Origin of the sequence: Plesiocystis pacifica SIR-1 (assembly GCF_000170895.1) — a bacterium.
GTDB lineage: Bacteria > Myxococcota_A > Polyangia > Nannocystales > Nannocystaceae > Plesiocystis > Plesiocystis pacifica.
The window spans coordinates 1-25,921 of record NZ_ABCS01000125.1; the positions used below are offsets into that span (position 1 = coordinate 1).

The 25,921-nt window shown below is 70.3% G+C and carries 23 protein-coding genes; 14 read left to right on the top strand and 9 right to left on the bottom strand.

Features of this window, described 5'->3' with window-relative positions; all coding sequences use genetic code 11:
• The 3 genes from PPSIR1_RS36390 to PPSIR1_RS36400 all read left to right on the top strand — a co-directional run.
• On the top strand, positions 1 to 376 hold a 376-nt coding region (locus PPSIR1_RS36390; RefSeq protein WP_006976277.1), incomplete at its 5' end, for a hypothetical protein.
• A 19-nt stretch (positions 377 to 395) separates the two neighbouring features.
• Entirely contained in the window at positions 396 to 2,453 is a 2,058-nt protein-coding gene (locus PPSIR1_RS36395) for a CHAT domain-containing protein (RefSeq protein ID WP_157596358.1), read from the top strand.
• A 68-nt stretch (positions 2,454 to 2,521) separates the two neighbouring features.
• Complete coding sequence (locus PPSIR1_RS36400; protein ID WP_006976279.1) at positions 2,522 to 3,835, top strand: FG-GAP repeat domain-containing protein; 1,314 nt, start codon at positions 2,522 to 2,524, stop codon at positions 3,833 to 3,835.
• 70 nt (positions 3,836 to 3,905) lie between these two features.
• Here PPSIR1_RS36400 and PPSIR1_RS36405 read toward each other — a convergent pair whose 3' ends face one another.
• A complete protein-coding gene (locus PPSIR1_RS36405; protein WP_006976280.1) occupies positions 3,906 to 4,394 on the bottom strand; it encodes a hypothetical protein in 489 nt (162 codons plus the stop codon).
• Positions 4,395 to 4,982: 588 nt separating this feature from the next.
• Positions 4,983 to 5,777 (bottom strand): hypothetical protein, encoded by a 795-nt coding sequence (locus PPSIR1_RS36410; protein ID WP_006976281.1) that lies wholly within the window; start codon positions 5,775 to 5,777, stop codon positions 4,983 to 4,985.
• 219 nt (positions 5,778 to 5,996) lie between these two features.
• Between PPSIR1_RS36410 and PPSIR1_RS36415 the strand changes: the two genes are divergently transcribed.
• Positions 5,997 to 6,866, top strand: coding sequence for a hypothetical protein (locus PPSIR1_RS36415; protein ID WP_006976282.1), 870 nt, complete (start codon positions 5,997 to 5,999; stop codon positions 6,864 to 6,866).
• 1,291 nt (positions 6,867 to 8,157) lie between these two features.
• Here the strand turns inward: PPSIR1_RS36415 and PPSIR1_RS36425 are convergent.
• Positions 8,158 to 8,823 carry a peptidoglycan recognition protein family protein gene (locus PPSIR1_RS36425; RefSeq protein ID WP_006976285.1) on the bottom strand — a complete coding sequence of 222 codons (666 nt, stop codon included), beginning with the start codon at positions 8,821 to 8,823 and terminating at the stop codon, positions 8,158 to 8,160.
• Positions 8,824 to 8,892: 69 nt separating this feature from the next.
• Entirely contained in the window at positions 8,893 to 9,501 is a 609-nt protein-coding gene (locus tag PPSIR1_RS36430; protein WP_045117466.1) for a methyltransferase domain-containing protein, read from the bottom strand.
• A gap of 57 nt (positions 9,502 to 9,558) precedes the next feature.
• On the opposite strand from PPSIR1_RS36430, the gene PPSIR1_RS36435 reads away from it, so the two are divergent.
• Complete coding sequence (locus tag PPSIR1_RS36435) at positions 9,559 to 10,644, top strand: hypothetical protein (RefSeq protein ID WP_006976287.1); 1,086 nt, start codon at positions 9,559 to 9,561, stop codon at positions 10,642 to 10,644.
• On the opposite strand, the gene PPSIR1_RS36440 is transcribed toward PPSIR1_RS36435, so the two are convergent.
• Both PPSIR1_RS36440 and PPSIR1_RS36445 read right to left on the bottom strand, forming a co-directional pair.
• Positions 10,630 to 12,996: a TonB-dependent receptor family protein gene (locus PPSIR1_RS36440; protein WP_006976288.1), complete on the bottom strand. Its 2,367-nt coding sequence runs from the start codon at positions 12,994 to 12,996 to the stop codon at positions 10,630 to 10,632. The two genes, PPSIR1_RS36435 and PPSIR1_RS36440, sit on opposite strands and share 15 nt — an antisense overlap.
• A 16-nt stretch (positions 12,997 to 13,012) precedes the next feature.
• Positions 13,013 to 14,224: a hypothetical protein gene (locus PPSIR1_RS36445; protein WP_006976289.1), complete on the bottom strand. Its 1,212-nt coding sequence runs from the start codon at positions 14,222 to 14,224 to the stop codon at positions 13,013 to 13,015.
• A gap of 195 nt (positions 14,225 to 14,419) precedes the next feature.
• Between PPSIR1_RS36445 and PPSIR1_RS36450 the strand changes: the two genes are divergently transcribed.
• The 3 genes from PPSIR1_RS36450 (at position 14,420) to PPSIR1_RS36460 (ending at position 17,460) form a co-directional block, all read left to right on the top strand.
• Entirely contained in the window at positions 14,420 to 15,769 is a 1,350-nt protein-coding gene (locus tag PPSIR1_RS36450; RefSeq protein WP_157596359.1) for a hypothetical protein, read from the top strand.
• A gap of 165 nt (positions 15,770 to 15,934) precedes the next feature.
• Positions 15,935 to 16,264 (top strand): hypothetical protein, encoded by a 330-nt coding sequence (locus PPSIR1_RS36455; RefSeq protein ID WP_006976291.1) that lies wholly within the window; start codon positions 15,935 to 15,937, stop codon positions 16,262 to 16,264.
• A gap of 74 nt (positions 16,265 to 16,338) precedes the next feature.
• Positions 16,339 to 17,460, top strand: a complete 1,122-nt coding sequence (locus PPSIR1_RS36460) for a tRNA dihydrouridine synthase (RefSeq protein WP_053335487.1) — start codon at positions 16,339 to 16,341, stop codon at positions 17,458 to 17,460.
• A 15-nt stretch (positions 17,461 to 17,475) separates the two neighbouring features.
• Here PPSIR1_RS36460 and PPSIR1_RS36465 read toward each other — a convergent pair whose 3' ends face one another.
• On the bottom strand, positions 17,476 to 19,095 hold the full coding sequence (locus PPSIR1_RS36465; protein WP_006976293.1) for a CapA family protein: 1,620 nt from the start codon (positions 19,093 to 19,095) through the stop codon (positions 17,476 to 17,478).
• A 108-nt stretch (positions 19,096 to 19,203) separates the two neighbouring features.
• Between PPSIR1_RS36465 and PPSIR1_RS36470 the strand changes: the two genes are divergently transcribed.
• Positions 19,204 to 19,719, top strand: coding sequence for a hypothetical protein (locus PPSIR1_RS36470; RefSeq protein WP_157596360.1), 516 nt, complete (start codon positions 19,204 to 19,206; stop codon positions 19,717 to 19,719).
• 16 nt (positions 19,720 to 19,735) lie between these two features.
• On the opposite strand, the gene PPSIR1_RS50935 is transcribed toward PPSIR1_RS36470, so the two are convergent.
• Positions 19,736 to 19,864: a hypothetical protein gene (locus PPSIR1_RS50935; RefSeq protein ID WP_269744745.1), complete on the bottom strand. Its 129-nt coding sequence runs from the start codon at positions 19,862 to 19,864 to the stop codon at positions 19,736 to 19,738.
• A gap of 182 nt (positions 19,865 to 20,046) precedes the next feature.
• Here PPSIR1_RS50935 and PPSIR1_RS36475 point away from each other — a divergent pair, with 182 nt between their 5' ends.
• The 5 genes from PPSIR1_RS36475 to PPSIR1_RS36495 all read left to right on the top strand — a co-directional run bounded on the left by PPSIR1_RS36475 (position 20,047) and on the right by PPSIR1_RS36495 (position 24,944).
• Entirely contained in the window at positions 20,047 to 21,531 is a 1,485-nt protein-coding gene (locus PPSIR1_RS36475; RefSeq protein WP_157596361.1) for a hypothetical protein, read from the top strand.
• A gap of 179 nt (positions 21,532 to 21,710) precedes the next feature.
• Positions 21,711 to 22,682 (top strand): hypothetical protein, encoded by a 972-nt coding sequence (locus PPSIR1_RS49775; RefSeq protein ID WP_006976297.1) that lies wholly within the window; start codon positions 21,711 to 21,713, stop codon positions 22,680 to 22,682.
• Between the two features lie 73 nt (positions 22,683 to 22,755).
• Positions 22,756 to 23,325, top strand: a complete 570-nt coding sequence (locus tag PPSIR1_RS36485; protein WP_006976298.1) for an RNA polymerase sigma factor — start codon at positions 22,756 to 22,758, stop codon at positions 23,323 to 23,325.
• Positions 23,322 to 24,092, top strand: a complete 771-nt coding sequence (locus PPSIR1_RS36490) for a hypothetical protein (RefSeq protein WP_006976299.1) — start codon at positions 23,322 to 23,324, stop codon at positions 24,090 to 24,092. Before PPSIR1_RS36485 ends, PPSIR1_RS36490 begins: the two co-directional genes overlap by 4 nt.
• A 93-nt stretch (positions 24,093 to 24,185) precedes the next feature.
• Positions 24,186 to 24,944 carry a hypothetical protein gene (locus PPSIR1_RS36495; RefSeq protein WP_006976300.1) on the top strand — a complete coding sequence of 253 codons (759 nt, stop codon included), beginning with the start codon at positions 24,186 to 24,188 and terminating at the stop codon, positions 24,942 to 24,944.
• A gap of 52 nt (positions 24,945 to 24,996) precedes the next feature.
• Here PPSIR1_RS36495 and PPSIR1_RS36500 read toward each other — a convergent pair whose 3' ends face one another.
• Positions 24,997 to 25,710 carry an SDR family NAD(P)-dependent oxidoreductase gene (locus PPSIR1_RS36500; protein WP_006976301.1) on the bottom strand — a complete coding sequence of 238 codons (714 nt, stop codon included), beginning with the start codon at positions 25,708 to 25,710 and terminating at the stop codon, positions 24,997 to 24,999.
• Positions 25,711 to 25,921 lie beyond the last annotated feature (211 nt).

Here is a 25,921-nt window from a genome sequence, read left to right on the forward strand (position 1 = left end):
ACAGCGCCGCGGCCTGAGCACCCACGACTCCCTGTCCGACGCCCTCGACGCGTCCACGGCCCCCAGCGTGGACGTGCTGATCGCCGGTCACGGCCGCGTCCCGCGGGTCGTCGAGCGCCGCCGGGCCCCGGGCCGCGCCTACCTCAACGCGGGCGCCTGGGTCCCGCGACTGAGCGCCTTCGAAGCCGGCGAGGACACCCCCCTGTCCGAGCGCTGCGAGGCCCTCGCCAAGGCCCTGGTCGAGCACGACCGCCGCGCCCTCGCGCCCTTTTTGATCGCCCGCCCGACCCTCGCCCGGGTCGACGCCGAGCATGCCGCCGTGTGTGCCGTGGACGAGCTCGGCGCCCTCTCGCCCCTCGCCCAGCTCCCCGCCTGACGCCACCGAGGTCCTCGCCATGCACGACCACGACATCGCCACCGTCACCCTCGAGCTCCTGCGCCTCGGCCCGCCCCACAACCACCTGCTCTCGCCGCTGACCCGCTACATCGGCGTGTGCGGCCACCACCGGGTCGAGGAGGTCGGCGTGCCCTGGGAGCACCGCCACTTCACCCACAGCCTCTCGACCCTGCGCTACACCGAGATCTCGAGCGTCGCCGAGGGCACCGCCGAGGCGGCCGCGGCCACGCGCAAGCGGCTGACCAGCCTCGAGCGCCTCGGCGAGGAGATCACCTCCGTCGTCTCGAGCGTCGAGGGCCTCAAGCACCAGCTGTCCGCCGCCGCCGCCCACGAGGGCACGGACCTGGTCCACCTCGAGATCCTGCTCTCGGCGAGCGAGCTGGCCATGCTGCCCTTCGAGATCACCCGGACCTTCCCCGGCGGCCCCGGTGCCGACGCCGAGTTCCTGGTCATCCAGCCCGTCGCCGACATCGAGATCACCCGGCGCGTGCGCGGGGTCGCGACCGCGGCCGTGCCCTGGCCCGAGCGCCCCAAGGTGCTGTTCATCGCCGCCCAGCCCGAGGGCATGGACGTGCCCCGCGACGCCCACATCCAGGCCCTGCTCGAGGCCATCAACCCCTACATCGGCGCCCACGCGGACAGCCCCGAGGGCCTGTTCGCCGCCGCCGAGAACTACCTGACCATCCTCCCCGCCGCGAGCGTCGACGAGATCCAGCGCGCCTGCGAGGCCGAGCGCTACAGCTACGTGCACATCCTCGCCCACGGCTATCAGGACGACCAGGCCCCGGGCAACCCCTTCGGCCTGGCGCTCCACGCAGGCCCGGGCCTCGACACCCTCGAGGTGGTCAGCGGCTCGCGGCTGGCCGCGGCCCTGCGCGCGGGCGGGCACACGCCGGCGGTGATCACCGTGGCCGCGTGCGACAGCGGCAACGTCACCGAGGTCATCCACACCGGCGCGAGCCTGGCCCACGCCCTGCACAACTCGGGCATCCCGCTGGTCGTCGCCTCGCAGTTCCCCCTGTCCTTCGAGGGCTCGATCGAGATGGTCGAGCAGATCTACCAGCGCCTGCCCCGGGGCGAGGACCCCCGCCTGGTGCTCCACGACCTGCGCCGCCGGCTCTACGCCCGCTACGCCGCGCGGACCCACGACTGGGCCAGCCTGGTCGCCTACGCGGCCCTACCGGTCGACCTCGACAACCAGCTGCGCCGGGTCCACTACCAGTCCGCGCGCCGCCGGCTCGACGCGACCATGGAGCGCATCGACGCGCGCCTCGACGTCGCCGGCCTCGACGGGAGCGGCGGCAGCGACGGACTCGGGGGCGACGCGGGGGCGCTCGCGGCCATCGAGGACACCCTCGCGTGGCTGCCGTCCACGGGCGAGTGGCGCATCGAGAGCGAGGGCCTGCGCGGCAGCGTGCGCAAGCGGCTGGCGCAGATCTATCACGCCCAGGGCGCCCGGCCCGAGCACGGCGAGGACGCGCGCCGCGAGCTGTGGGGCCAGAGCCTCGCGCTCTTGCGCCAGGCTCGGGACCACTACCGCGCCGCCGCCCGGGCCAGCTTGGTCCACCGCGACGACAGCCTGGTCCAGCAGACCGCCGTGCAGTGGCCGCTGATCCAGACCCTGTGCCTCGACGCCGTGCTCGGCGAGCCCTTCGACCAGCACAGCTGGGCCGCCGCGCTCTTGTCCACCCAGGTCGACATCGACGGGGGCAGCGACGAGACCCGGGCCTGGGCGCTGAGCAGCCTCGTCGAGCTCTACCTGCTGCTGCTCGCCTGGCCGCGCTCCGCCAGCGCCGAGGCCGTGCGCGTCGACGACCCCGAGGCCCGCGCCCGGGAGGCCTGCGGCGACCTCATCGAGCACGCCCGGGGGCGGGTGCCCCTGGCCCTGAAGCTGACCCGCAAGCAGCTCGACCGCTACTCGACCTGGCTGTGGGCCCCGGAGTTCATCGCCGCGCAGAGCAGCGCCGGGGTGCAACGCAGGCTCCAGGAGCCCGGGGACATCGAGGCCCTGCAGGCCCTCGCGCGCGAGCTCAGCACCCAGCTGGCGACGGCCTGAGAAGCACCTCGGCCGTCCACCGCCGGGAGGGCTACTGAGCGCCCCGCGCGTCTGCTAGCGTCCCCGTCGTGAAGCCGCTCCGAACGATCCCGATCTGCGCCGCGCTCGCCCTCGCCGGTGCCTGCTTCGACCCCAGCGACAACGGCGACGACGAGATCGGCGACGCCACGGACGAGAGCGGCTCGAGCTCCGACTCGACGAGCGAGGACACGGACACCGAGACCACCACCGCCTCGGACGACACCGACACCAGCTCGAGCGGCTCGAGCTCCGAGACCGACACGGACACCGAGACCACCGCCGCCCCGGCGTGCGGCGACGGCTCCGTCGACCCCGGCGAGCTGTGCCTCGGCGACCTCGTCGAGTACCCCCTCGGCCAAGATGGGCTGCGCGCGGTCGCAGGCCCGCTGCTCGGCGACACCATGGGCGTCGCGGTGGTCGGCGGCGGCGAGGCGAACAACGGCGTGGCCCTCTACGCCGAGGGCCTGCAGCTCTCCGATCCCCAGCCCTTCCCCATCGCCAGCCCGAGCGTGTTCGTGACCGGCGGCGACGTCGACAACGACGGCGACTTCGACCTGCTCGCCAGCGGCGAGCTGTTCACCGTGCTGCTCAACGACGGCGACGGCGGCTGGACGCCCGTCGAGATCGACCCCGGCTTCTTCCCCGGCGGCCTGCATGCGCCCAAGCTCGGCCAGCTCGACGGCAGCGCGCCCCTCGATATCGTCTACGGCGAGGGCTACAACACCCAGTGGATCCGCGGGAGCAATCAAGGCGGCTGGAGCCCCGGGCCCACGGGCAACGAGCAGTTCTCCGGCGGCGACAGCTGGGTCGCGCTGACCGAGTTCGGCTTTGACGGCGACGGCTTCACCGACGTCCTCGTCTCCTCGGCCTTCATCCCCGAGATCCACTTCGCCAGCGGCCAGGGCAACGGCAGCTTCACCCAGCTCGGCGTGACCCAGGCCTGCCCCGGCAACACCTGCGAGATCGTCGAGCTGCACAGCGCCGACCTCGACGGCGACGAGAACCCCGACATCGTCGCCTCCCTCGACATGGGCCTGAGCGTGATCATGGGCAAGGGCGACGGGACCTTCGACAACTTCGAGCTCACGCTCTTGCCGGGCGCCGACGTCGTCGACTCCGGCGACGTCAACGGCGACGGCAACGTCGATCTCCTCGTCGCGAACTCCCAAGACGGCGCGCTGCGCCTCTACCTCGGGGACGGGACCGGCGGCCTGGACGAGCCCGTGGTCTTCCAGACGCCGGCCACCGAGCTGCGCAGCGCCATGATCGCCGACCTCGACCAAAACGGCGCCCCGGAGCTGCTCACCACCTATACCTACAACGGCGGCGGCTGGGTCGGCGTGGTCGAGGCCAGCCCCTGAGCCGCCGCTGTGTCCATTTAGCCGTCGTGGGCGACGCCACGCCCTCCCCGCCCCAAGCCCACGACTCGGCTCAGGGCGCAGGCCACATGCACAGAAAGCCCTGGACGCAGCCCATGCCGTCCGGGCACGCCTGACCCTCGCTGCAGCCGAGGATGCACTCCCCCACGCCGTTGGCGGTGAGGTCGAGGCACATCACCGGGGCCTCGCCGCTCGCCGGCGCTGGCGGGCAATCGTCGACGGTGGCGCAGGGCAAGGCGCACACCGCCCCCTCGGCGAGCGTGCCCTCGTTGAGGCAGACCTCTTGCTGCGAGCAAGCCTGCTCCTCGAGCATGGGGTCGCAGTCTTCGTAGCCCGAGTCCTCGTCTTCGCCCGACTCGCTCTCGGTGTCCGACTCGCTCTCGGTGTCCGACTCGTCTTCTTCGCTGTCCGACTCGTCCCCTTCGCTTTCGGTGTCCCATTCGTCCCCCATGGTGTCTGATTCGCCTCGCGCACCGTCCATGTCCTCGAGCTCGCCCATGTCGTCCATGGGGCACGCCGTGAGGACCCAGAGCAAGCTCAATGCGCCCACGGTCCCGCGCGGGTTCGTTGTTGGGCGGGCTCGACCGCTATGGACATTTTGTCGCAGACGGTCTCGATTCTCCGTGGACCCACATGATTCTTGGTCGTCGTGAATGCTCATGGTCACAGCGTAGGCGCCCTCGGGTTCGCAACAACGGGCATTGCATGGAGGGAGGGCGATGAGTTCCATGCCCACGCGCCGCGGTGCATGGAGGGGAATTACCAGGAGCGCCCCCGTCGAACCCATCACGAATGGGGTTGGAGGGTCGTCGATCCCCAACGGGCCGCACGCATGGCAGTCGCTTCGCTGCTCGGGGCGTGGACACCCCCAATCGGAGCCTCGACAAAATGCCAGGCACGGCAGGGCCGATTGTCAGAACTGCACGGCCCTCGGGCGACGCGCGAGCGCAGAGGGTCGGCCAAAACGAGCTCTGGCCAACCCTCTGTCTGTGTTCGCCGCCGTGGACGACGCCACGCCCTCCCTACCCCACGCACGCCCAAGATCAGGGGCTGTCCCACGACCAAGCGGAGGAGCGGACAGCGACGAAGCGCCCCCGGCCCCGAGACCCCTGCGGGGGCAAAGCAGCGCTCAACCCTCGAGGGCGAAGGCCAGGCGCGAAGTCCCGCTCACCTGGTAGGGGTAGAGGACCTGGCTGGTGTGGTAGCGCGGGCTCGAGGAGAACTGCTGGTGACTCCACGTGCTGCCCGCCGAGACGCTCGTGGGCGAGCCGCAGGCGTACAGCCAGCCGTTGCCGGACCAGCAGTACTTGAACTGCTTCGTGCCGCCGTCCTTGTTGCAGCCGCCGCCGTAGTAGTCCAGGTAGGTCGTGGTCGACTCGCCGAGCCAAAAGCCCGTGGGGCCGCCGGAGGCCGTGTAGAACGAGTCCAGCGCGTCGGGGTTCTTGCCGTACTCATCGCCGAACCAGTCGTCGAAGGTCCCCTCGCTGGTGCACGGCGGGCTGGACGCGTGGGTCATGGCGAGCTCCAGGGGAAGGGTCGCGCGCTCGGCCCCGCCGCGGGCCTCGACCTCGAAGGCGTGGGCGTACTCGAGCTCCGCGGGCACCTCGGCCTCGGGGGCCACGAAGCGGAACAGCTCCAGGCTGGTCGCGCCAGCTTCCCGAGCCGCCCGGACGACACCGGTCCCGCCCTCGGGCGTGACCTCGGTGACCACGATGGCGCTGGGCTCCTCGGGGTCGGCGTAGAAGGAGAGCTGGTGACCCTCCTCGAGCTCGACCTCGGCGAAGGGGGTGAGCTCCACTTGCTCGGGGGGCGCGGAGCTCATGAGCCGCGCGGCGCCGTCGGGGCCTTCGTCGAAGCCTTCGTCGGCGCAGCCGATCGTGAACGCGAGGGAAGCAGCGGTGAGGAGGACGATTCTCGGATTCATGTCTTGGTTCTTTCTCGTTGGTGGTGCGCGCGAGCGAGGTGCCCGACGCGTCAATGGGGCTGTGCGAGCGCGCGCGAAACTGATCACGACTGAGCGCCCACTTTTTCGTGTCGAAGGTCACCTGCAAACGGGCCCGCCAGCCGGCCCACAACCCGCTCACCCCACCTTGGCCCCAACCCGATCAATCGTTCACACCTCGCCGACGACTACCTCCCAGCCATGCGAGCACCCCAACGTCCCGAGCGCTCCCTGCCCTCTCCCCGCGCGCTCTTCCTTTCGCTCGCGCTGGCCTCTGGGACCCTCGCCTGCGCCCCGACCCCGGCGAACGACGACGAGGCCGCGCCGGTGGACGACACCGAGAGCTCCGGCTCCGACTCCGAACAGAGCGACACCGACGAGTCCACGACCGACGACACCGACGAGGGCCGCAGCTTCATCGACGACCACTCCCCGCAGCAGCCCGTCGAGTGCGACAACTGGGACCAGGACTGCCCCGAGGGCGAGAAGTGCGTCCCCCATGCCTTCGAAGACCAGAGCTGGAACGCGACCAAGTGCGTGCCCGTGCTCGGCGATCGGCCCCCCGGCCAAAGCTGCGCCCTCGACAGCCTCGCCGAGGGCACCGACGACTGCGACGAGCAGGGCTACTGCTTCTTCGTCGACGACAATCAAAAGGGCACCTGCCAGGCCTTTTGCCAGGGCAACCCCGACGCGCCCGAGTGCGCCGAGGGCACGACCTGCAGCATCGCCAACCAGGGCACCATCAACCTGTGCATCCAGGCCTGCCACCCCCTCGAGTTCGACTGCCCCGAGGGCTTCGCCTGTGCGTGGACCACCGACTTCATGTGCCTGCCCCACGCCGACCCCCTCCCCGAGCTGGGTGAGCCCTGCTCCCCGGGCTACCAGTGCGCCCAGGACCTGTCTTGCGTCGGCGCCAACCTGCTCCCAGCCTGCGACGACCTCTACTGCTGCACGGACCTGTGCGAGCTCGACGACCCCAACGCCGAGTGCGCCTTGCCCGGGACCGCGTGCTCCGCACCCGATCCCCTCATCGAGGGCTACGAGAACGTCGGCTACTGCCTCGCGCAGTGACGGACTCGGCGGCGGCGGCCATCAGTCAGTCGGAGGCAATCCCCATGAAGACCAAGACCAACACCAAGGCCGGAGCCAGCCCCTGGCTCGAGGGAGACTGAGCATGAAGACCAAGACCAACACCAAAGCCGGTAGCTTCCCCTGGTCCGACGGCGGCTGACCATGAAGACCAAGACCAACACCAAGGCTGGCAACAACCCCTGGGTCGGCAACGGCGGAGGCTGACCGTGAAGGCCAAGACCAACACCAAGGCCGGCTACGACCCCTGGCTCGAAGGGCCCTAGCGCCCCGCTCGCAGCCTGTTCAGGGCTGCGAGCTTTCTCTTTGCCTGGCCTCTGCTGCTCACGGCGGGGGTGTCCGGCCTCTCCTGCGGGTGGCGGGGTTCTCCAACCACTGCTGCTCGCGGCGGGGGTGTCCGGCCACTGCTGCTCGCGGCGGGTTCTCCAACCACTGCTGCTCACGGCGGGGTTCTCCAACCACTGATGCTCGCGGCGGGGTTCTCCAACCACTGCTGCTTGCGGCGGAGTTCTTCGGCCACTGCTGCATGCGGCGGGGTTCTCCGGCCACTGCTGCATGCGGCGGGGTTCTCCGGCCACTGCTGCATGCGGCGGGGTTCTTCGGCCACTGCTGCATGCGGCGGGGTTCTCCGGCCACTGCTGCATGCGGCGGGGTTCTCCGGCCACTGCTGCATGCGGCGGGGTTCTCCGGCCACTGCTGCATGCGGCGGGGTTCTCCGGCCACTGCTGCATGCGGCGGGGTTCTTCGGCCACTGCTGCATGCAGCCCGGATTGGAGAACAGGCTATTTTTCCCCATGAGGTTCTATCGGGAGGCCCTCGACAGCGTCCGCCCCGACGATGAATCGTGCTCGCTTCGCTGCGCGCGATTCATCCACCTCACGCTCGCTTCGCTCGCTGCGGCTCCGGTCACGGGGCGGCGAGTCGAAATGTTTTGGCGGGGGTGAAGATCGTCGGCTGTCTGGCAAGCTCGTCGAAGGACACTTTTGTCCTTCATCTCCGCCAGACAATGCCTCCTCATCCCCGCCAGACAACGCGTCCTCATCTCCGCCAGACAACGCTTCCTCATCCCCGCCAGACCACGCGTCCTCATCCCCGCCAGACAACGCCTCCTCATCCCCGCCAGACAACGCCTCCTCATCCCCGTCAGACAACACCCCCCTTGGGGGGTGACCACATGCCCTCTAGAAGGCACGAACGAGTTTGAGGACAAGCCCAAGCGGAGGAGCGGACAGCGACGAAGCGTCCCCGGTCCGAGGACCCTGCGGGGGCAAAATCAGTAGTCCCCGACGCCGTCGCGGTCCCAGTTGGTGGGGATCGGCTTGCCCGTGCGGTTGTCCTTCTTCTCGAAGAACTCCGCGGGCCGGGTCTTGAGGCCGAGCACGTCGACGGCGTACTCGAGGGCGACCTTGCGCCACAGGGCCTCGCCCGGGTCGGCGCGGCGCCAGCTGTCGGTCTGGCGGTGGGCGTAGATGTACTCGATGCGCATGCCCTCGGCCCGGCCGGCCTCGACGAGGAGCTTGACGCCGGCGCGGGCCGCCTTGATCACGGCCTCGGTCAGCGGGGTCTCGGCCTTGTCGTTCTTGATCTTCCCGCCCATCAAGCCCGGGTAGTTGCCGTCGACCTCGATGCACAGCGAGCGCTTGTTGAGGGCGTCGGCGTGGTAGAGGTACCAGTCGATCGGGGTGGGCTGGACGATGAAGCCGTCGTGGAAGGCCATGACGTGGCAGGCGGTCTTGAGGCAGCGCCGCGCGAGGGCCAGCTCGTCCTTGGCCCCAAATTTGACCGCGGTCTGGTGCAGCACGATCGAGTCGACCTCCGGCGGGTGCAGCCGCACCGTCTTCCCGTTTTTGGTCTTGCCCTTGGGGTGCGGGTCGCTCTGCTCCGAGCGCAGGTCGTAAAATTTGACGCCCTCGAACTCAATCGGCTGCGGATCAGTCATGGCGAGAGCATACGGCGCCAGAGTGGTGGATGTGGGAAGAGAGTTCCACCCCCAACCTCTGCGTGGGTCCTACGTCGGCTCGGGGCGGAGCCAGTACAAGTGCTCGCGTCGGTTCGGGTTCGAACCGGTCACGGGCGCGAACTTGTCGATGACGAACAGGCCGGTCATCAAGCGCTCGACCAGCTCGGGCGGCATGTCGTAGGGCGGGCCGCCCTCGTTGCCGGTGTTCCACAACAGCGCGAGCATGGACCCATCAGGGGTCAGCCACGAGCGCGCCTGGGCCAGGTACGCGCCGCGCAGCTCGGGCGTGATCGCACACAGGCAGGTCTGTTCCCACACCAGATCGAAGCGGCCCCCGAGACCGTCGTTGAGCGCAGGGCCGGGGTTGGTGACGTCGGCGACGTGGGCCTCGATGGTCAGGCCGGCCTCGGCCGCCCGCTCACGCAGGCGGGCCACGGCCGCGGGGGCGAAGTCCAAGGCGACGACCTCATGGCCCGCCTGCGCCCACGCGAGGGCGTCGTGGCCCACCCCCGCGCCGGGCACGATGACCCGCATGGGGTCCCCCCTAGACAGAGACTGGATGAGCGAGAGCAGGATTTGTGGCGGGCCGTCGAGGGTCCACCCATCGCGGCCTTGCTCGTAGCGTTCATTCCACCGCGTTGGATCGTTTTCGGCCATGCGCGGATGATTGTACGCCCTTGACTGCCCCCATTGCTTGCTGTTCCGATCCCAATCATGGCGAACCTGGTCAACATGCTCCGCACCAAGCGGCTCGAGTACGAGACGGTGACGATCTCTCGACTGACGCAGCTGCGACCGATGACCCTGGTGACCCTCGACAGCGACGGGGAGGCGAACGACATCATCATCGGACGGGTGCAGCGGCTGATCTCCGTGACTCAGGGCTACGCGGTCTTCCTCGGCGGCAACGGCCAGGTCCGCTACTACGCGATGGCTGGGCAACAATACTGCCACCACCCCCAATTCAACCTGCTGTGGAACGAGATGCTGCGCCTCGAATTCCTCATCGGCCAGCTCCGCGAGTCGCACCTCGACTTCCAGCTCGAGATGTTCCGCTCCATGCTCGGAAACGCGGTGGCCAGCGGCTTGATCGGGGACTTCGCGGCGATGAAGGCCTCCCTCGACGACACCAAGGAGCTGCTCTCGGGCAAGATCGGGCGCAACGCCAAGCGCACCTACATCCGCTCGGCCCTGGCGATCGGCGCGCTGAGCCTGTGCGTGATGGGCGTCGCCGTGCTCGCGACCTACTACGTCGAGGTCCACGAGCTCTACGCCGAGGTCGCGATCAAGTGGGCCTACGTGGTCTGCATCGGCCTGCTCGGCGGCACGGCCGGGGCGATGTTCTCGATCCTCACCGGGGTCCAGCGCGACGTCCCCTTCGACCCGGTCTCGTCCGCCGACTACGCCCGCTTCGAGGCCCGCATCCGCGTGGCCATGGGCGCCCTCGCCGGCGCGATCATGGGCGTCGCCAACATCACCGGCATCGTCTCGACGACCCTGACCGAGGGCGTCGAGATGACCGCGGCGACCTTGATCCTCGGGGTCATGGCGGGCTTTAGCGAGCGCCTCGTGCCCAGCTTGTTGAGCGACGGCAAGGACGACGACGGGAGCAAGAGCAAGGACAAGGACGAGGGCAAGGCCGAGGACGCGCCGGTGCGCGTCGAGGTCGCCTCCGTCACGCCCGAGGCCCACGCGCCCGCCTCGAGCGAGGACAGCGAGCACGCCGAGACCAGCGACGCAGCCTCGAACACCGCGGCACAAGTCGAGCCCAAGCCCGACCCCAGCTCAGAGCCCGACTGAGCCCAGGGCCGCGCCCGCCTCGGCCATCGCCCGACGGCTCGTCCGCCCGGCCTCTTCGCGCTGCATTCGACGGCGGCGCCTGGCCGTGGGCAAGAAGTCGTGGGCGAAGCCCACGCTGAAGTAGAAGGTCCGCGGTCGACCGACGAGGATGCCGGCGTTGCGATCGTCGGTGCGCGAGAAGTAGCGGGTGTCGGTGACGTTCTTGACCCCGCCGGTGAACTCGAGCCGCCAGCCGGCGGGCAGCGGGGCCTCCATGCGCGCCCACGCGTTGAGGGTCGCGTAGGCGGGGATCGGCCCGGTCGCGGCGGTGTCCGAGTCTTCCTGCTCGCGGTTTTGATAGTCGGTGTACTGCTTGCCCGTGTAGCTGAAGTCCGCGCCCACGGTCAGGCCAAAGTCCGTGCCCCAGCTCAGCCCCGCCCAGGCCTCGTGTCCGGGGTACCAGGGCATCTCGTTGCCGACGATGTTGAGGCCGATGAGGTGGCTGTCCATCCACCCGTAGCCGGCGTAGACCGAGGGCTCGCCAAAGTCCCCGTCGATGACCTCGCTGGGGTACCACTCGAGCTCGCTCTCGACGCCCCACAGGTGGATGGTGGGGATCAGGTCGAAGCTCTCCTGGCCGACGTCGATGTAGTTGCCGAAGCCCTTGTACCAGCCGGTGACCTCGCCGTAGATGCCCCCGAGCTCGAACAGCTTGAGGCCCAGCTCGACGGTGTCGGCCGTCTCGGCGTCGAGCTGGGCCGAGCCCGTGGCGACGATGAGCTGGAGGTACTGGGGCGGGCCGAAGGAGCGGCCGTAGGCGGTGAAGATCGCCAGCTGGTCGATGGGCGCGTACCACAGCGAGGCCGCGGGCAGGGGCGCCCAGTAGTCCTGGCCGACGACCAGGCGCTCGAGGTTCGAGCGCCGGGAGATCTTGATGTACTCGAAGCGAAAGCCCAGGTCGATGCTCAGGTCGCCGTCGAGGAACACCAGCTCGTCGTTGACGTAGCCCGCGTAGGCGCCGGTGCGGGCGTCGTCGTCGGCGGTCAGCAGGCGGCCGCCGACGTCCTCGGTGTAGGTCAGCATGTCCGCGATCTCGTAGGCCGCGCGCACGCCCACGCTGATCTTCTGGGACATCTTCCCGTCCCAGTGGCTCAGGCCCATGGACCAGCGCGGCTCGACGCCCATGACGTCGTAGCTGCGCGGGCGCTCGAGCAGCTGCTCGACCAGGGCCATGTCGCGGGCCGGGTTCGAGGCGATCCGCGTGCTCCGGTAGCTGCGGTTGTACCAACCGGCGATCTTGACGTCGTGGGGCCGCCCCTTGCCGTCCTCGGGGCTCCACGCGTACTTCAGCGCCGTGCCCCCCCGCCAGCCGGTGAAGGTGTCGAAGGGGCGCAGGCTCTGGAAGGGGTCCTCCTCGTAGGCGGCTCGGGGCAGGCCGCCGGGGAGCTGGCTGTTCTCCGTGTAGCCGTGGCTGATCGAGGTCAGGCTCATGTCCTCGGAGAAGGCCCAGCGAAACTTCGCCATGCCCCCGTGGACCTCCTTGTCGCTGTTCTCGCGCCAGCTGCTGCCGACCCGCGGCGCGTACTCGAGGTACATGCCAAAGCGCCCGTGGGTCGCCCCGTAGGCCCCGCCCAGGGAGAAGTCGAGGTTCGAGTCGCCCTGGCCAAAGACCATCACGCTGGGCTGCTCGGGGATGGGGTTGGACACGAGGTTGAACACCCCGCCCGAGGTCTGCGGGCCGTAGCGGGCCGTCGCGCCCCCGCGGATCACGTCGAGCTCGGCGATGGAGAACAGCGAGAGGGGGAACAGGCTCAGCTGCGGCTGGCCGTAGGGCGCGGGGGCGATGGGGATCTCGTCGAGCAGCACCGTGGCCCGGGAGCTCAGCCGCGGGCTGGCCCCGCGCACCGCCACCTGCAGCTTGGTGTCCTGGGAGCCCAGGCCCGAGTTGCCCTCGGTGGTCCGCACCCCAGAGGCGCGCTCGAGGGCCTCGCCCACGCTCGTCGCCCCGCGCTCGGTGGCCTCGCTCTTTTCGACCACGGTGCGCCCGCCCGCGTGGGTGAACACGTCCATGGCCGTGCCGTCGCCGAGCATGCTCGCGTCGACGACGATCTCGTGGGGCTCGTCCTCGCCGATGCCGTTGCCGTCGCCCGGCTCTTCCTCGAGCAGCTCGTCGTCGACGGGGATGTCGGCGTCGCCTGGAGCGGGCGCCGATTCGGGTTCGGGCTCCGACTCTGGCTCAGGCTCCGGTTCGGGCGACGGCGCCGCGATGTCCACGGGCGCGATCGCGTCCGGGGTCCGCTCGACCGCGGGCCCAGACGCGTCCTCCGCTGGAGGCCCGAGCGCGCACAGGCCAACGAAGCAAGACAGGAGCATGGCGGGACGGCGCGGCTCAGTCCGCAGCCGGGACCGTCACCGAGGTCGCGCCGCGCAGGCGCAGCCCCTGCTCGGGGAAGGCGGTGGAGAGGTCGTCGACCAGCTCGACGGTGCGCTCGACCTCGTCGATGAGGTAGACGCTGCCGAGCACGCTGAGGCCGTAGAGCTGGCCGTTGACCCGGGCGAGGCCGTCGATCTCGTCGCCGCGGACCACGTCGAGGAGGAACACGTTGTCGGGCTCGGCCTCGCTGACCCCCTCGGCGACGGAGCAGCTCGCCAGCTCGTTGCGATCGAGGGGCATGATCCCGTCGTCCTCGCTGCGCAGCCACGCCGAGGCCTGGCCGCCGTCGAGGGACTCGACCAGGTCCCCGGCCACGCCGACCTTGGACCCGAAGCTGCACCGCTGCTCGCACAGCACGTCGCAGGCGTAGTAGAGCGGGTCCTGGCTGACGTCGCTGGGCTGGACGCAGTGGCCCTGCTCGAGCACGCCGATGTCGACGTGGAAGAGCGAGCCGTCGGAGACCAGGCCCTTGCTGCCGATGCCGCGCACGCCGAGGACGAGCTCGCCGCCGACGAAGCCCAGGCCGCTGACGGACTCGAACCAGTAGCAGGGGTCGGTGCTCGGGCTCTCGGCGGCGCCCGGCGGGATCACCCAGCGCTCGACGTCGATGGCGTTGTCCCGCCGGTTCCAGTCCTCGACGCCGAGCCGCAAGATCGACCACTCGTCGTTGAGCGGGTCAAAGCCCGCCCCCCACAGGCCCTGGTCGGGGTCGTTGGCCAGGTCCTGAATCACGAACTTGCGCAGGCTCCCGTCGTCGACGGAGATCTGACCCAAGCTCGCGTCGAGGTGAAGGTTGCCCACGGTCGCCAGCCGGCACGCGTTGGTCCCGTCCTCGCACTCGCGGGTCGGGTCGTAGAGGTAGAGCGCGTTGCCCAGGAAGGAGCCCTCGGCCTCGCCCTCGAGGGGCAGGTGGCTCTGGAAGGCCGAGTCGGCGTCGGACAGCCGGGCGTTGACGAACAACACCAGCTCCCCCGAGAGATCGTGGGTCGGCTCGCAGTCCCCCTCGCAGCCGCTCTCGTCCCCCTCGCTGTCGCCGTCCTCACCGGCCTCGTCCTCAGCCTCCGGTGGGAGCTCGAGATCGACACAGCCGGCGATCGCGATCGTCGAGGCGAATAGCCATCCAAGGCCGAGAAAAGCGCGCTTCGAGCAAATGAAAGTAGCTTTCATTTGCGCTGAGAGTAGTGAGCTCCCCATTCCGGGTCAAGGCCGGCACGAGCGCAAAACTATGGGTTCTGCGGAACTACTGCGGATCTGGCGGCGGTTCTGATGCGATGCCTCACCTGGCGGGGTGCTCGCCACCCTTGCAAGTGAAAGTAGCTTTCAATATCTATTGTCACAAGCAACGCAGAACGCGCCAAGGCCATGACTTCCAAATCCCTCGCCCCCCTTCAACTGACCCCCCTGATGCTGGCCCTCGCCGGTCTCTTCGCCCTGCCCGCGTGCTCCGACGACGGCGCCACCGACGATGAAGTCGGCGAGGACGAGACCGCCTCCGAAGAGGAGGACGAGACCACCGACGAGACCACCGACGGTGAGACCACCGAAGACGGGGAGACCACCGAGACCACCGAGACCACCGACGAGGGCGAAGAGTCCACGGACACCGGCGAGGAGAAGCCGGGCCTCGGCGACACGCCCAACGTCCTGTGCGAGGGCGCGCTGTTCAACCTCGAGACCATCGTCGCCGAGAACGCCAGCGGCGACGCCGACGGCGAGGCCATCGCCATGGCCTACGAGGGCACCGCCCTCCAGGAGTTCGTGCAGTGGGCGGGCGCGGTCACCGGGCGCGTCGAGGACGGCGTGCTCATCGACGACGCGGCGATCATCGCGGCCCTCGACGCCGGCGGTCCCGAGGATCTCATCGACGTGCAGTGGCAGGTCTACCTGGTGATGCACAAGTTCATCCGCCACGAGGTCGGCGACATCGCGGCGCTCGTGCCCGATCCCGCCAACGACCCGGCCCTGACCTACGCCCGCTGGGACGACGCGTGGTGCTACTACGACGGCGCCCTGCGCAGCTACGCCCAGGCGGCCGACGCCTACGGCCTGACCGGCGACAGCATCGAGGCCGACCTCGACGCGGGCTTCGAGCTGGGCCACGACGGGATCGAGGGTGAGCAGCCCTGGGCCATCGACGAGTGGAGCGTCGGCGCGGCCAAGCAGCAGGTCGAGAAGACCAGCTTCGCCCTCGCCCACCGCCTGGTCGTGCAGTGGACCGAGATGGGCATCATGAACGACGACGAGCTGGCCCTGCGCAACGCCTACGGCGCCTTCCAGCTCATCGAGGACCGCATGGACACCAAGAACACCCCCGGCATCGCCATCGTCGAGGGTGCCCTCGAGGCCCCGCCGGCCTCGATCAACTTCGAGGGCCTGGTCCGCGAGCTCAACATCGCCTTCGTCAAGCGCACCCGCAAGTACACCGACTACGCCCTGCCCGACGTCGCCGGGCTCATGGGCACGGCCGCTGGCTACGCGGGCGCGGTCGAGGGCGCGACCTACAGCAAGCTCGTCGAGCCCTTCATGATCGACGCCCTCGACGGCTTCGACCACGAGGCCTACCGCGAGACCTGGGCCGCGTGGATCCAGGCCGTCGCCGACGACGACGTCGCCACCGGCGAGACCGCGAGCGCCGAGCTGACCGACTGGAACTGCCAGTACCAGGCCGCCCTCGGCATCGCCGAGTGCACCTCCTCGATCGACGAAGAGTAGAACCTCGCTCACCATGGTTGAACGCGACGCCAAGCGCGTCGAGGGACCGGTCCGCCCGCGCGGACCGGTCTTTTTTCGTGCGCTGCGAGACCAGGCGGGCACGTTGACGAGATTCTCGGCCGCGCTCTTGCCAGCGGCCATGGGCCGCGCCATCCTGCCCAACTCATGAGCGATCCCCTCCAAGATGCCGTCGTTGCCCTGGTCGATCGACACAGCGAGCACGGCGTGACCATGGGCGCGATCGTCGACGCCCTCGTGGCCGACGGCGCGAACGAGCGGGAGGTCGAGCTCGCGGTCTGGGGGCTCATCCAAGCCCGCCACCTGACCCCCCACGGCTTCGTGTGCCGGACCGTGCGCTCGGCCAACGGCGGCGAGAGCCGGACCTACGAGTTCGTGCTCATCCCCTGGTCCCCGGCCCTCGACGATCAGCTCGAGCTCGACCTGGGCCAAGGTCGCGGTCAGGGCCAGGGCCAAGCCGGCGCGGCCGGGGTCTGAGGCCCCGGGCCCCGGAGGCCCCTTTTTCAAACCACGCGTTTTTCTGGCGTTTTGACGCCTCAGATCGGGCAGTTTTGAATTCTCCAGCTTCAGAACCTGACCCAAACCTGGGCCCGACTCTGGACTGGAGCGAGCTCGAGCCGCCGCCCGTCCTGGCCGCGACCTGGGCCGCGCGCGAGCGCATCGCCGCGCGCCCCGACGCGCCCGGACTGTTCCTCGCCCTCGCGCCCATGGACGGGGTCACCGACGGCAGCTACCGCGAGTGCCTCACGGCTTTGTTTGGCGGGCGCTCGGGCATCAGCCTGTGCGTCTCGGAGTTCGTCCGCGTCACCCGCCAGCCCGTGGTCGAGCGCGTGTTCCTGCGCCACTGCCCGGAGCTCGCCCGCGGCGGCAAGACCCGCGCGGGCGTGCCCGTGTTCGTCCAGCTCCTCGGCGGCGAGCCCCACTGGATGGCCCGCGCGGCCGAGACCGCCGTCGCCCTCGGGGCGCCGGGCATCGACCTGAACTTCGGGTGTCCGGCCAAGACCGTCAATAGCTCCGATGGCGGCGCGACCTTGCTCAAGGATCCGTGCCGGGTCGAGGCCGTCACCCGTGCCGTGCGCGCGGCCGTGCCGGCGGAGCTCCCGGTGACCGTGAAGATCCGCGTGGGCTGGGAGGATCCCTCGCCCGTGGTCGAGATCGCCCGCGCGGCCGAGGCCGGCGGGGCGAGCTGGCTGACCATCCACGGCCGGACCCGACGCCAGCTCTACAAGCCCCCCGTCGACTACGAGGCCATCGGTCGGGCCCAGGCCGCCGTGTCCATGGCCGTCGTCGCCAACGGCGATCTCTTCGGCGTGCCCTCGCTGTTCGAGGCGGCTCAGCGCAGCGGGTGCACGGCCTTCATGATCGGCCGCGGCGCCATGGGCCGCCCGGAGCTGTTCGCCCGCGCCCGCGGCACCCAGCGCGCCGCCCTCGACCCGCGCCCCTTCGAGGCCCTGCTCGACGTCTACGCCGACACCCTGCTCGCCTCCGGGGCCAACGAGCGCAACACCCTCGGTCGCCTCAAGCAGTGGCTGCGCATGGCCGCCATGCTGCGCGCGGACATGAAGCTGGCCTTCGAGCAGTGCAAGCGCCTCCAGACCCTCGACGAGGCCCGGGCCAAGCTGCGCGAGATCCTGCTCCGGGACCCGTCCGAGCCCCTCGAGCTCGCTGGCTGAGCTGGCTGAGGGCGCTCAGCCGGCTTCGCCGTCTTCGCCGTCTTCGCTCGCCTTGCAGCCCAGGCCCGCGACCTCGAGGTCTTCGCCCTGCTGCTCGAAGGTCGTGCCCAGGGCCTTGGCCTGGCTGACCACGCGGCCGCGGACCTGCTTGCCCATGTAGCCCGTGGCCGGGGCGGGGTGCGGGTAGGGTTGGCGTTTGACGTAGGCCGGGTGGAACACGACGTGGTCCAGGCAGGCGACCGCGCCTTCGGTCTGCGTGTCCATCCAGCGCGTGCGCAGCACCCCGGTGAGCCGCGGGATCTCCGTGGTGTTCTCGAACAAAAAATTGCCCATGGAGTAGGCGATCAGCCCGCCTTCGTGGCGCTCGATCCCCTGCAGCACGTGCGGGTGATGGCCGACGACCAGGTCCACGCCGCCCTCGATCAGCGCCCGCGCGACCTTTTGCTGATAGACGTTGGGCTTGTCCGCGTACTCGTCGCCCCAGTGCACGGCGACGACGAGCAGGTCGTGGTCGGCCCGGGCGGCCGCGAGGATCGGCCCGAGGGTGTCGACCATGTCGTGCAGGATGATGTAGGGGACCTTGGGTCGGCCCTCGCGGACGGGCGCGTTGACGCGGTTGGTCACGGCCAAAAAGCCGATCTTCCAGCCCTTGGCCTCGTGGGTGACCACCCGGTACTCGGGTCCTTCGGTGACCGACTCGCCGATCGCCGTGATCCCCTCCTCGCGCAGGATGGTCGGGCTCTGCAGCTGCCCGTCCTCGCGCAGGTCGAAGTAGTGGTTGTTGGCCAGGCTGAGCACGTCGAAGCCCGCGGCCCCGAGCACGCGGACCATGTCGCGGTCGCCCCCGAAGCGAAACTTGGCGCCGATCGGCGAGACCTCGGGCAGGTCCTCGATGACCGGGGTCTCGAGGTTGCCGACGAGCACGTCGCTGGCCAGCTGGGTCTCGAGGGGCGTGAAGGGGTTGCTCAGCCCGGCCTCGGCGAGGGCCTCGGCCTCGCCCTCGATGATCGGGTCGAAGCGGTTGTCCTCGCGGTAGCGCCCGAAGATCACGTCGCCCACGAAGGTCAGCTCGATGGACTCCGCCCGCTCGGGCGCCGCCGCAGGAGCAGGCGCCGCCTGACCGACGACCGCGCCCGAACCCCCGCCCGCGCCCTTGGGGTAGGCCCGGACGCACTGGTCGAGGAGCCAGGGGAACTCGGCGTCGCGGTCCCCGAGCAAGATCGTCACGCACACCGCCGCGGCCTCGGAGATGTCGGCCTTGCAGCTCGCCAGGTCGGCCGCGTGGGTCGAGCGCAGCTCGTCGAGGCGCCGCTCGCGAATCTCCGGGTCCGCCTCGACGGACACGTAGAAGGACTGGGCCGCCTCGAGCATCGCCACGCACGCGGCCTCGTGGTCCCCGGCCAAGGTGGTGGGCATGCGCGGATCGACGCGCTGCTTGAGCTCCCGAGCCTGCTGCTCCCAGTCCGGCTGGTCGTCCACGCCGCGGGGGTCGTTGTTGCCGACGCGCGTCTGCTCGGTCGAGGCGGCGGGTGTCTTGCCGGTCGTCGCGTTGTTGTCACGCACGCAGCCCGAGGCGAAGCTGGCCGCGGCGAGGACGGACGCGAGCGCGAGGGGGCTGGGGCGGCGCGCGGGCATGGTCAGACCATAGCCCAAGGCGCGGACTCGCTCGACCCTGGGTGCCCAGAGCAGCCACAGCGCGCGATCGGGCTGCCCACGGCGGGCGTTGTTGGGTACCGTGGCGAGGTGTCGATCTTCGATGGAGTGCGCCTTTGGTCCGCGTCCTTCCGCCTCGCCGTCCTGCTCGGGGGGTGTAGCGTGGTGACCATGGGCTGCGACCAGACGGGCGCCAAGACCGAAGCCGAGGCCGAGGCCGCGCCCAAGCCCGACGAAGGCGCGGCTCAGCCCGCGGTGCTCACCGACGATCCCGACAAGCCCGTGGAGGTCGGCGACCTGACCCACGACCCCGAGAGCTGGGACGGCCGACGCATCATCGTCCGCGGCCGGGCGCGTCCTTTCGGCAACGCCATCGAGCTCGTCGACCCCGCGCCCCGCAAGGCGCTGCGGGTCATGCTCGGCGGCGAGCTCGGGGGCAAGTCCGTGGGCTGCGTGCGGACCTCTGACGGCACGGTCGCCTGCACCCCCGACCTGACCATGGGCGAGGTCTACGATGTCACGGGTGAGCTGAGTCTGGGCGAAGACCACGCGTACACCCTCGTGCCCGAAGAGGTGGCCAAGGCCGACACCAAGGCCGGAGGTTGAGCCGCTCCCAGCTCGCTCAGCGCTCAGCGCTCGCGGCTTCGTCGGCCTTGGAGTCCGCCCCCGCGAAGTCCAGGGCGAACAGGCCCAGGGCGAACACGGCCGACAGGGCCAGGGTCGAGAGCAGGTGCTGCGTGGTGGGCTTCATGGCTCGCTCCTCGCCTTCGGCGGCCGGAGCCGACCGCGCCTCCACCATAGCCCAGCCCCCTCTTCGCGGGTGGCGATCCGGAAACAAGCCTGTCGCGTGTGACTACCTCGCGACGCGATCGTGCGCCCCCCGCTAGCGACACTGCCCGTCTCCCCTTACAACAAAACACTCCCCCTCCCGTCATGGCCCACTCCAAGCTTCCCCTTCGTCTGCTCTCGCTCCCCAGCCTCGCCGCCTCCGTGATGGCCGTGGCACTCACTGGCGCTTGCACGGCGCCCCCCACCGACGACGACGCGGGCGACGAGGCCGGCGACGCCGCGACGGAGGACGACGCAGAGAGCGAGACGGGCGAGCCCCTGGGCCCGACCTGGCACCAGGACATCGCGCCCATGGTCCACGAGCGCTGCGTCGGCTGCCACCGCGAGGGCAGCATCGGGCCCTTCGCGCTCGACGACTACCCGGCCGCCTCGACCTGGGCCGGCCTCGCCCTCGAGGCCATGGAGTCCAAGCAGATGCCGCCCTGGGGTCAGGACGACGCCAACTGCGAGCCGCGCCTGCCCTTCCTCAACGACCCGCGCCCGACCCAGGAGGAGCTCGACCTGTTCGCCGCGTGGGTCGACGCCGGCACCCCCGAGGGGGACCCGGCCCTCGCCGCCGAGCTGCCCGAGCTGCCCGAGCTCGGCCTGGCCAACGTCGACTTCGACCTGCCCATGCAAGCGCCCATCGAGATCGAGCCGGGCGGCGATCAGTTCTGGTGCATGGTCCTCGACCCGGGCTTCACCGAGGACACCTACGTCGAGGGCTTCCAGATCCTCCCGGGCAACGATCTGATCGTCCACCACGCCCTCGTCTACGTCGACGCCTTCGGCCAGACCGACGCGCTCGTCGACGAGAACGGCCGCTACGACTGCTTTGGCGACGCGGGCGTGGACGCGGCCCTGATCGCCGTGTGGGCCCCCGGCGTCCCGCCGCAGGAGCTGCCCGAGGACACCGCGCTCGAGATCCCGGCCAACGCCAAGCTGGTCATGCAGATCCACTACCACCCGACCGGCGCGACCGAGATCGACCCGGGCACGGCCCTGCAGATGCGCCAGTTCGACGGCGTGCCCGGCTGGGTCGCCGAGTACGGCCTGCCCGGCAACGACGACGACGCCGACGGCAACGGCCTGGGCCTCCAGCCCGGCCCCAACGACGCCACCGAGGACCCGGAATTCCGCATCCCCGCCGGGGAGGCCAACCACACCGAGCGCATGCTGATCTCCGTCCCGCCCACGGTCAACGGCAAGGTCATCAACGAGGTCGTCGTGTGGTCCGTGGGCACGCACATGCACTACCTGGGCGTCGACGCGCGCATGAGCATCGACCGCCTCGCCCCCGAGGCCAACACCGGCATCGACGAGGAGTGCTGGATCCAGACGCCCTACTACAACTTCGAGTGGCAGCGCGGCTACAACTACGACGGCGCCCTCGAGGACATGCCGCGGGTCCGCCCCGGCGACCTCATCGATATCGAGTGCACCTACGACAACAGCATGAACAACCCGCACCTCGTCGAGGCCCTCGCCGAGCTCGGGCTGAGCGAGCCGGTCGACGTGTACCTCGGGGATGAAACCCTGGATGAAATGTGCCTGGGTGTCGTGGGCTTCGCGGCGCCCAACGATGAATGAGGCGCAGCGCGGCTGCACTCGGTGAGCGAATGGTCCGCGGAGCCCCCTCGTCGTAGGCTCCGCGACCGCTCATGCGCTCCCTTCCAGCACCGCTGTGGCTCCTCGTTGCCCTCGCAGTTGGCCTCTGGCTGACGCCTGGGCGGGTCTGGGCGCAGACACCCTCCTCCGGAGGCGGCGGCGTGGAGTTTCGCTGGGACGCCCCGGAGCAGGGCTGCCCGAGCGAGGCCGAGGTCCTCGCCGAGCTCGAGCGCCTGCTCGGCGGGCCCGTGGCCGAGCAGGGCGAGGGGCGGCTGTCCGCCATCGCCAGGGTCCGGCGCGAGGCCGACGGCAGTTGGGACTTGCGCCTGTTCACGGTGACCGACGCGGACACCCGCGAGCGCGCGATGCAGGGCGCGGACTGCCGGGTCCTCGCCGACGCGGCGGCCCTGCTCGCGGCCATGGCCATCGACCCCAACGTGCTCGAGCGCGTCGGGACCAACGAAGAGGCTCAGAGCACCGCCGAGGGGGCGCGGGAGGTCGGCGAGTCCGAAGCTCCGCCGAAGCCTGAACCCGAGCCGGAGCCGGAACCTGCCCCGCCCGAGCCTCAGCCCGAGCCTGAACCAGAACCCGAGCCGCCCGCACCGCCCCAGCGTCTCCGACCCACCATCGCGCTCCGGGCCCAGACAGGCCTCACCCTCGGCGACCTGCCCGACGTCGGCCCGATCGTCCGCTTGGGCCCGGCCCTCGTCTGGCGACACGCACGCCTGGAGCTCGACGCCCACTACGCCTTCATCCGCCGCGCCCGCTTTGACCAGGCCCCCGACCAGGGCGCCGATCTCCGCCACGCCTTCGGAGCCCTGCGCGGCTGCGGCCTGCTGCGGGTCCCGTCCGCCAAGCTCGAGTTCCCCCTGTGCGGCGGCGTCGAGGCGGGCGCGCTGATCGGCCAGGGCGTGGGCTACACCGAGGTCCGCGAGGCCGCGATCCCCTGGCTGGCCGTGGACGCGAGCGCGGGCCTGGCCTGGTCCCCCATCGAGCGCATGGCCCTCGGCCTCACCCTCGAGCCCTACGTGGCGCTGATCCGCCGCCGCTTCTTGACGAGCGAGGGCGACGAGCTGTGGCGCCCGCTCCCCGTGGGTTTTCGGGCCCTCATCGGGGTCGAGCTGCGCCTGTGACCGAGACGACAGGATTTTTTGTGCGCCGGCCAACGGATCCCCAGGGCTGCCGGCCACTCACCCGCGAGTCCCCGTGACCGAACTCGCCATCCAGCTCTCCGAGCAGCTCCACGAGCGGCTCGCGCTCATCTACCGCGAGCACTTCGCCTTCGTGCACCGGAGCTTGCGCCGCCTCGGAGTCCCCGAGCACGCCCTCGACGACGCGTGCCAGGACGTCTTCCTCGTCGCCGCCCGCCGCCTCGACGACTTCGAGGGCCGCTCGTCCATGAAGACCTGGCTGTTCGGCATCGCCATGCGGGTCGTCCGGAGCCACCGCCGGAGCGCCTGGCGACACCGCCGCAAGGTCGACGCGCTCGCGGCCGCGGCCCCCCTGCTGCGCCCCGTCAGCGAGCGCCCCCACGCGCGCCAGGACGCCCAGCGCACCCTCGCCCAGCTGCTCGCCGAGCTCGGAGAGGAGCAGCGCTCGATCTACGTCCTCGTCGAGCTCGAGGGCCTCAGCGCCGTCGAGGTCGCGCGCGGCTTTGGGCTCAACGTCAACACCGTCTACACGCGGCTGCGCGCCGCCCGGGCGGGCCTGCGCCGGGCCGCCGAGCGCCTGCAGTCCGAGCACGCCGCCGACGCGGCAGGGGAGGAGGAGCGATGACCCAGCCGATCGACGAGCTGCTCGCCACACTCGAGGCCGCCGAACGGTCCGCGCCCGATCCCGACGCCGCGACGGCCGAGCGTGTGTGGCAGGACATCGAGACCCGCCTGCGCGACGGGCCTCCGCCGCCGCCCCTCGACGACGGCCCGCTGTTCTCCGCCCCGCCCAAGGGCGGCGGCTTCGGAGTCTTGAAGGTCGTCGGAGGCCTCGCGCTCCTGGCCGCCGTCGGCCTGGGCGCGAGCGCGTCGCTGGGGCGCCCCGACGCTCCCGCGCCAACGCTGGAGGCCCCGACGCCCGCGCGCCTGGTTGCGCCCCTAGCAGAAGTCGAAGCAGAGCCTGAGCCTGAGCTCGGAGCTCCGCCCGTCCCCCCCGACTCGCCCACGCCCGAGCCTCCCGAGCAGGCCGCCGAGCCAGAGCCTCAGCCCGCTCCCACAGAGCCTGCCGCAACGCCCAAGTCGAAGGGAAAATCCAAGGCCAAGCCCGCCCCCGCCGAGCCCAAGACCCTCGCCGACGAGCTGGCCCTGATGCAGGCGATCAACGCCGCCCTCAAGGCCAACGACCCCGGCGAGACCCTCGACCGCGTCCGCGAGCACGAGCGCGACTTCCCCGAGGGCCAATTCGTCGAGGAGCGTCGCGCCGCCAAGGCCCGCGCGCTGTGCCGACGCGGAAAGACCCAGGCCGGTCGCAAGGAAGCCGCGCGCTTCGAGGCGCGCTGGCCTGGATCCATTCACCTCGCCTCGATCCGCGACGACTGCGGGCTCGAGTAGTCCGAAGTTTTTTTGGCAGCGCCGCCACGGATCGACGGCGAGCCGGTCACTCATGCATGCGGCCCGAGGCCGCCCCTCACCACGGACACCACGATGACCACCACTCGCATTTCCTTCCTCGCTTCCCTGCTGTTCCTGATCACCCCAGCCCTGGCCTGCGACGCCACCATCGCGGGCGACGGCGCCGACGATGAGGTCGGCTCCGACAGCGGCAACGACAACGGCGACGGCAACGGCGACGGCGACAACTGGACGCCCTGCAGCGACGACAACGCCTGCCCCGACGGGCAATTTTGCTGGAACGGCCTGTGCGCGATCGGCTGTCAGAGCGACGCCAACTGTGCCGAGAACCAGTACTGCAACACGGACATCATGCTGTGTCAGAACACCGAGGTCCCGACCTGCGACGACAACGACGACTGCGCCAGCTCGCAGGTGTGCATCAACGGCTACTGCAGCACCCCGCCCGACGACGGCAGCTGCAACCTCGAGGACTACCTCAACGACGGCTGCGACTCGAACGCGGTCTGCCTCGTCGAGGACATCGAGACCGAGACCGGGGCCTGCTATACCATGCCCGCCTGCGCCGAGGACGGCAGCTGCCCCGTCGGCATCGAGGGCGCCGTGTGCAACGAGGGCTACCTGTCCAACAAGGACGAGATCTGCCTGGTCGGCATGTGCGAGGCCGACAGCCACTGCCCGACCGACTGGAACTGCGTGCGCCAGATCGAAAACGCGGTCCTCGGCGTGTGCAGCTCGGGCAGCTTCGGCGCGCCCTGTGCCACCGCCGACGACTGCGCGAGCGGCAACTGCATCACCATCCCGGGCCTCTCCGGGGGCTTTTGCGGCTGACTTCTTCACCGTCGTGGACGACGCCACGCCCTCCCTGCCCCACGTCCACGACTCACCAGGGGATGACCGCGCCATCCTTGAACAGCGCGCAGGGCTGATCGCCCGCAGCCAAGAGCGTCTTCAACAAGCCCTGGGCCGCCTCTTCGGCGGTCCCAGGCGCATTGGGCCCTCCAAGATCCGTACGCACCCAGCCCGGATCGAACACATGGACAGCCACGCGCCCGCTCAGATCCCGAGCCTGGAGCATGGTCAGCCCATGGAGCGCCCACTTGCTCAGGCGATAGGCCGAGATCCCCGGCTCGGTCATGCCCTGGTGCGTGCCCGCCCCCGAGCCCACGTTGAACAGCTGCGGCCGCTCCCCCTTCAGCAGCAAAGGCAAGAGCGCCCGAGTCACCCGCAGCGGCGCCATCACGTTCAGGTCCATGGTCTGCTCGAGCACGCCCTCGGGCTCTTCCATGATCCCCCCCTCGTGATGAAGCATGACCCCCGCGTTGTGGATCACGACATCGACCGCACCCCACGTCGACTCGATCTTCGCCCGGATCAACTCCGCCGCCTCGGGACGCCCAAGGTCCACCGCCATGGACAAAAAGCGCCCCCCCGACGCGGCCCCGAGCTCCGCCTGAACCCCCGCGAGCCGCTCCCCATCCCGAGCGACCCCCAACACGACCGCCCCCTGCTCGACGAGCAACCTCGCCGCCGCCAGCCCAATGCCCCGCGACGCACCGGTGAGAAGAATCCGCCGACCCTCAATCGAGCTCGTCATTGAAGCCCCATACCACGAGCCCGAGTTTGAGAGCTCGTGACCTCCTCGACTCGGAGCCAAAAATCTCCGCCCAACGACGGGCACAAAAGGGGCAAGGGGGTCGGATCCCCCAGCGCAAGGAGCCGCCCAAGCGCCAAGGGAAACCCAAGTCCCACATCAACCCTCAACGCCCAAGACCACAACACCCCATGCCGTCAGGCGACAGCGGGGG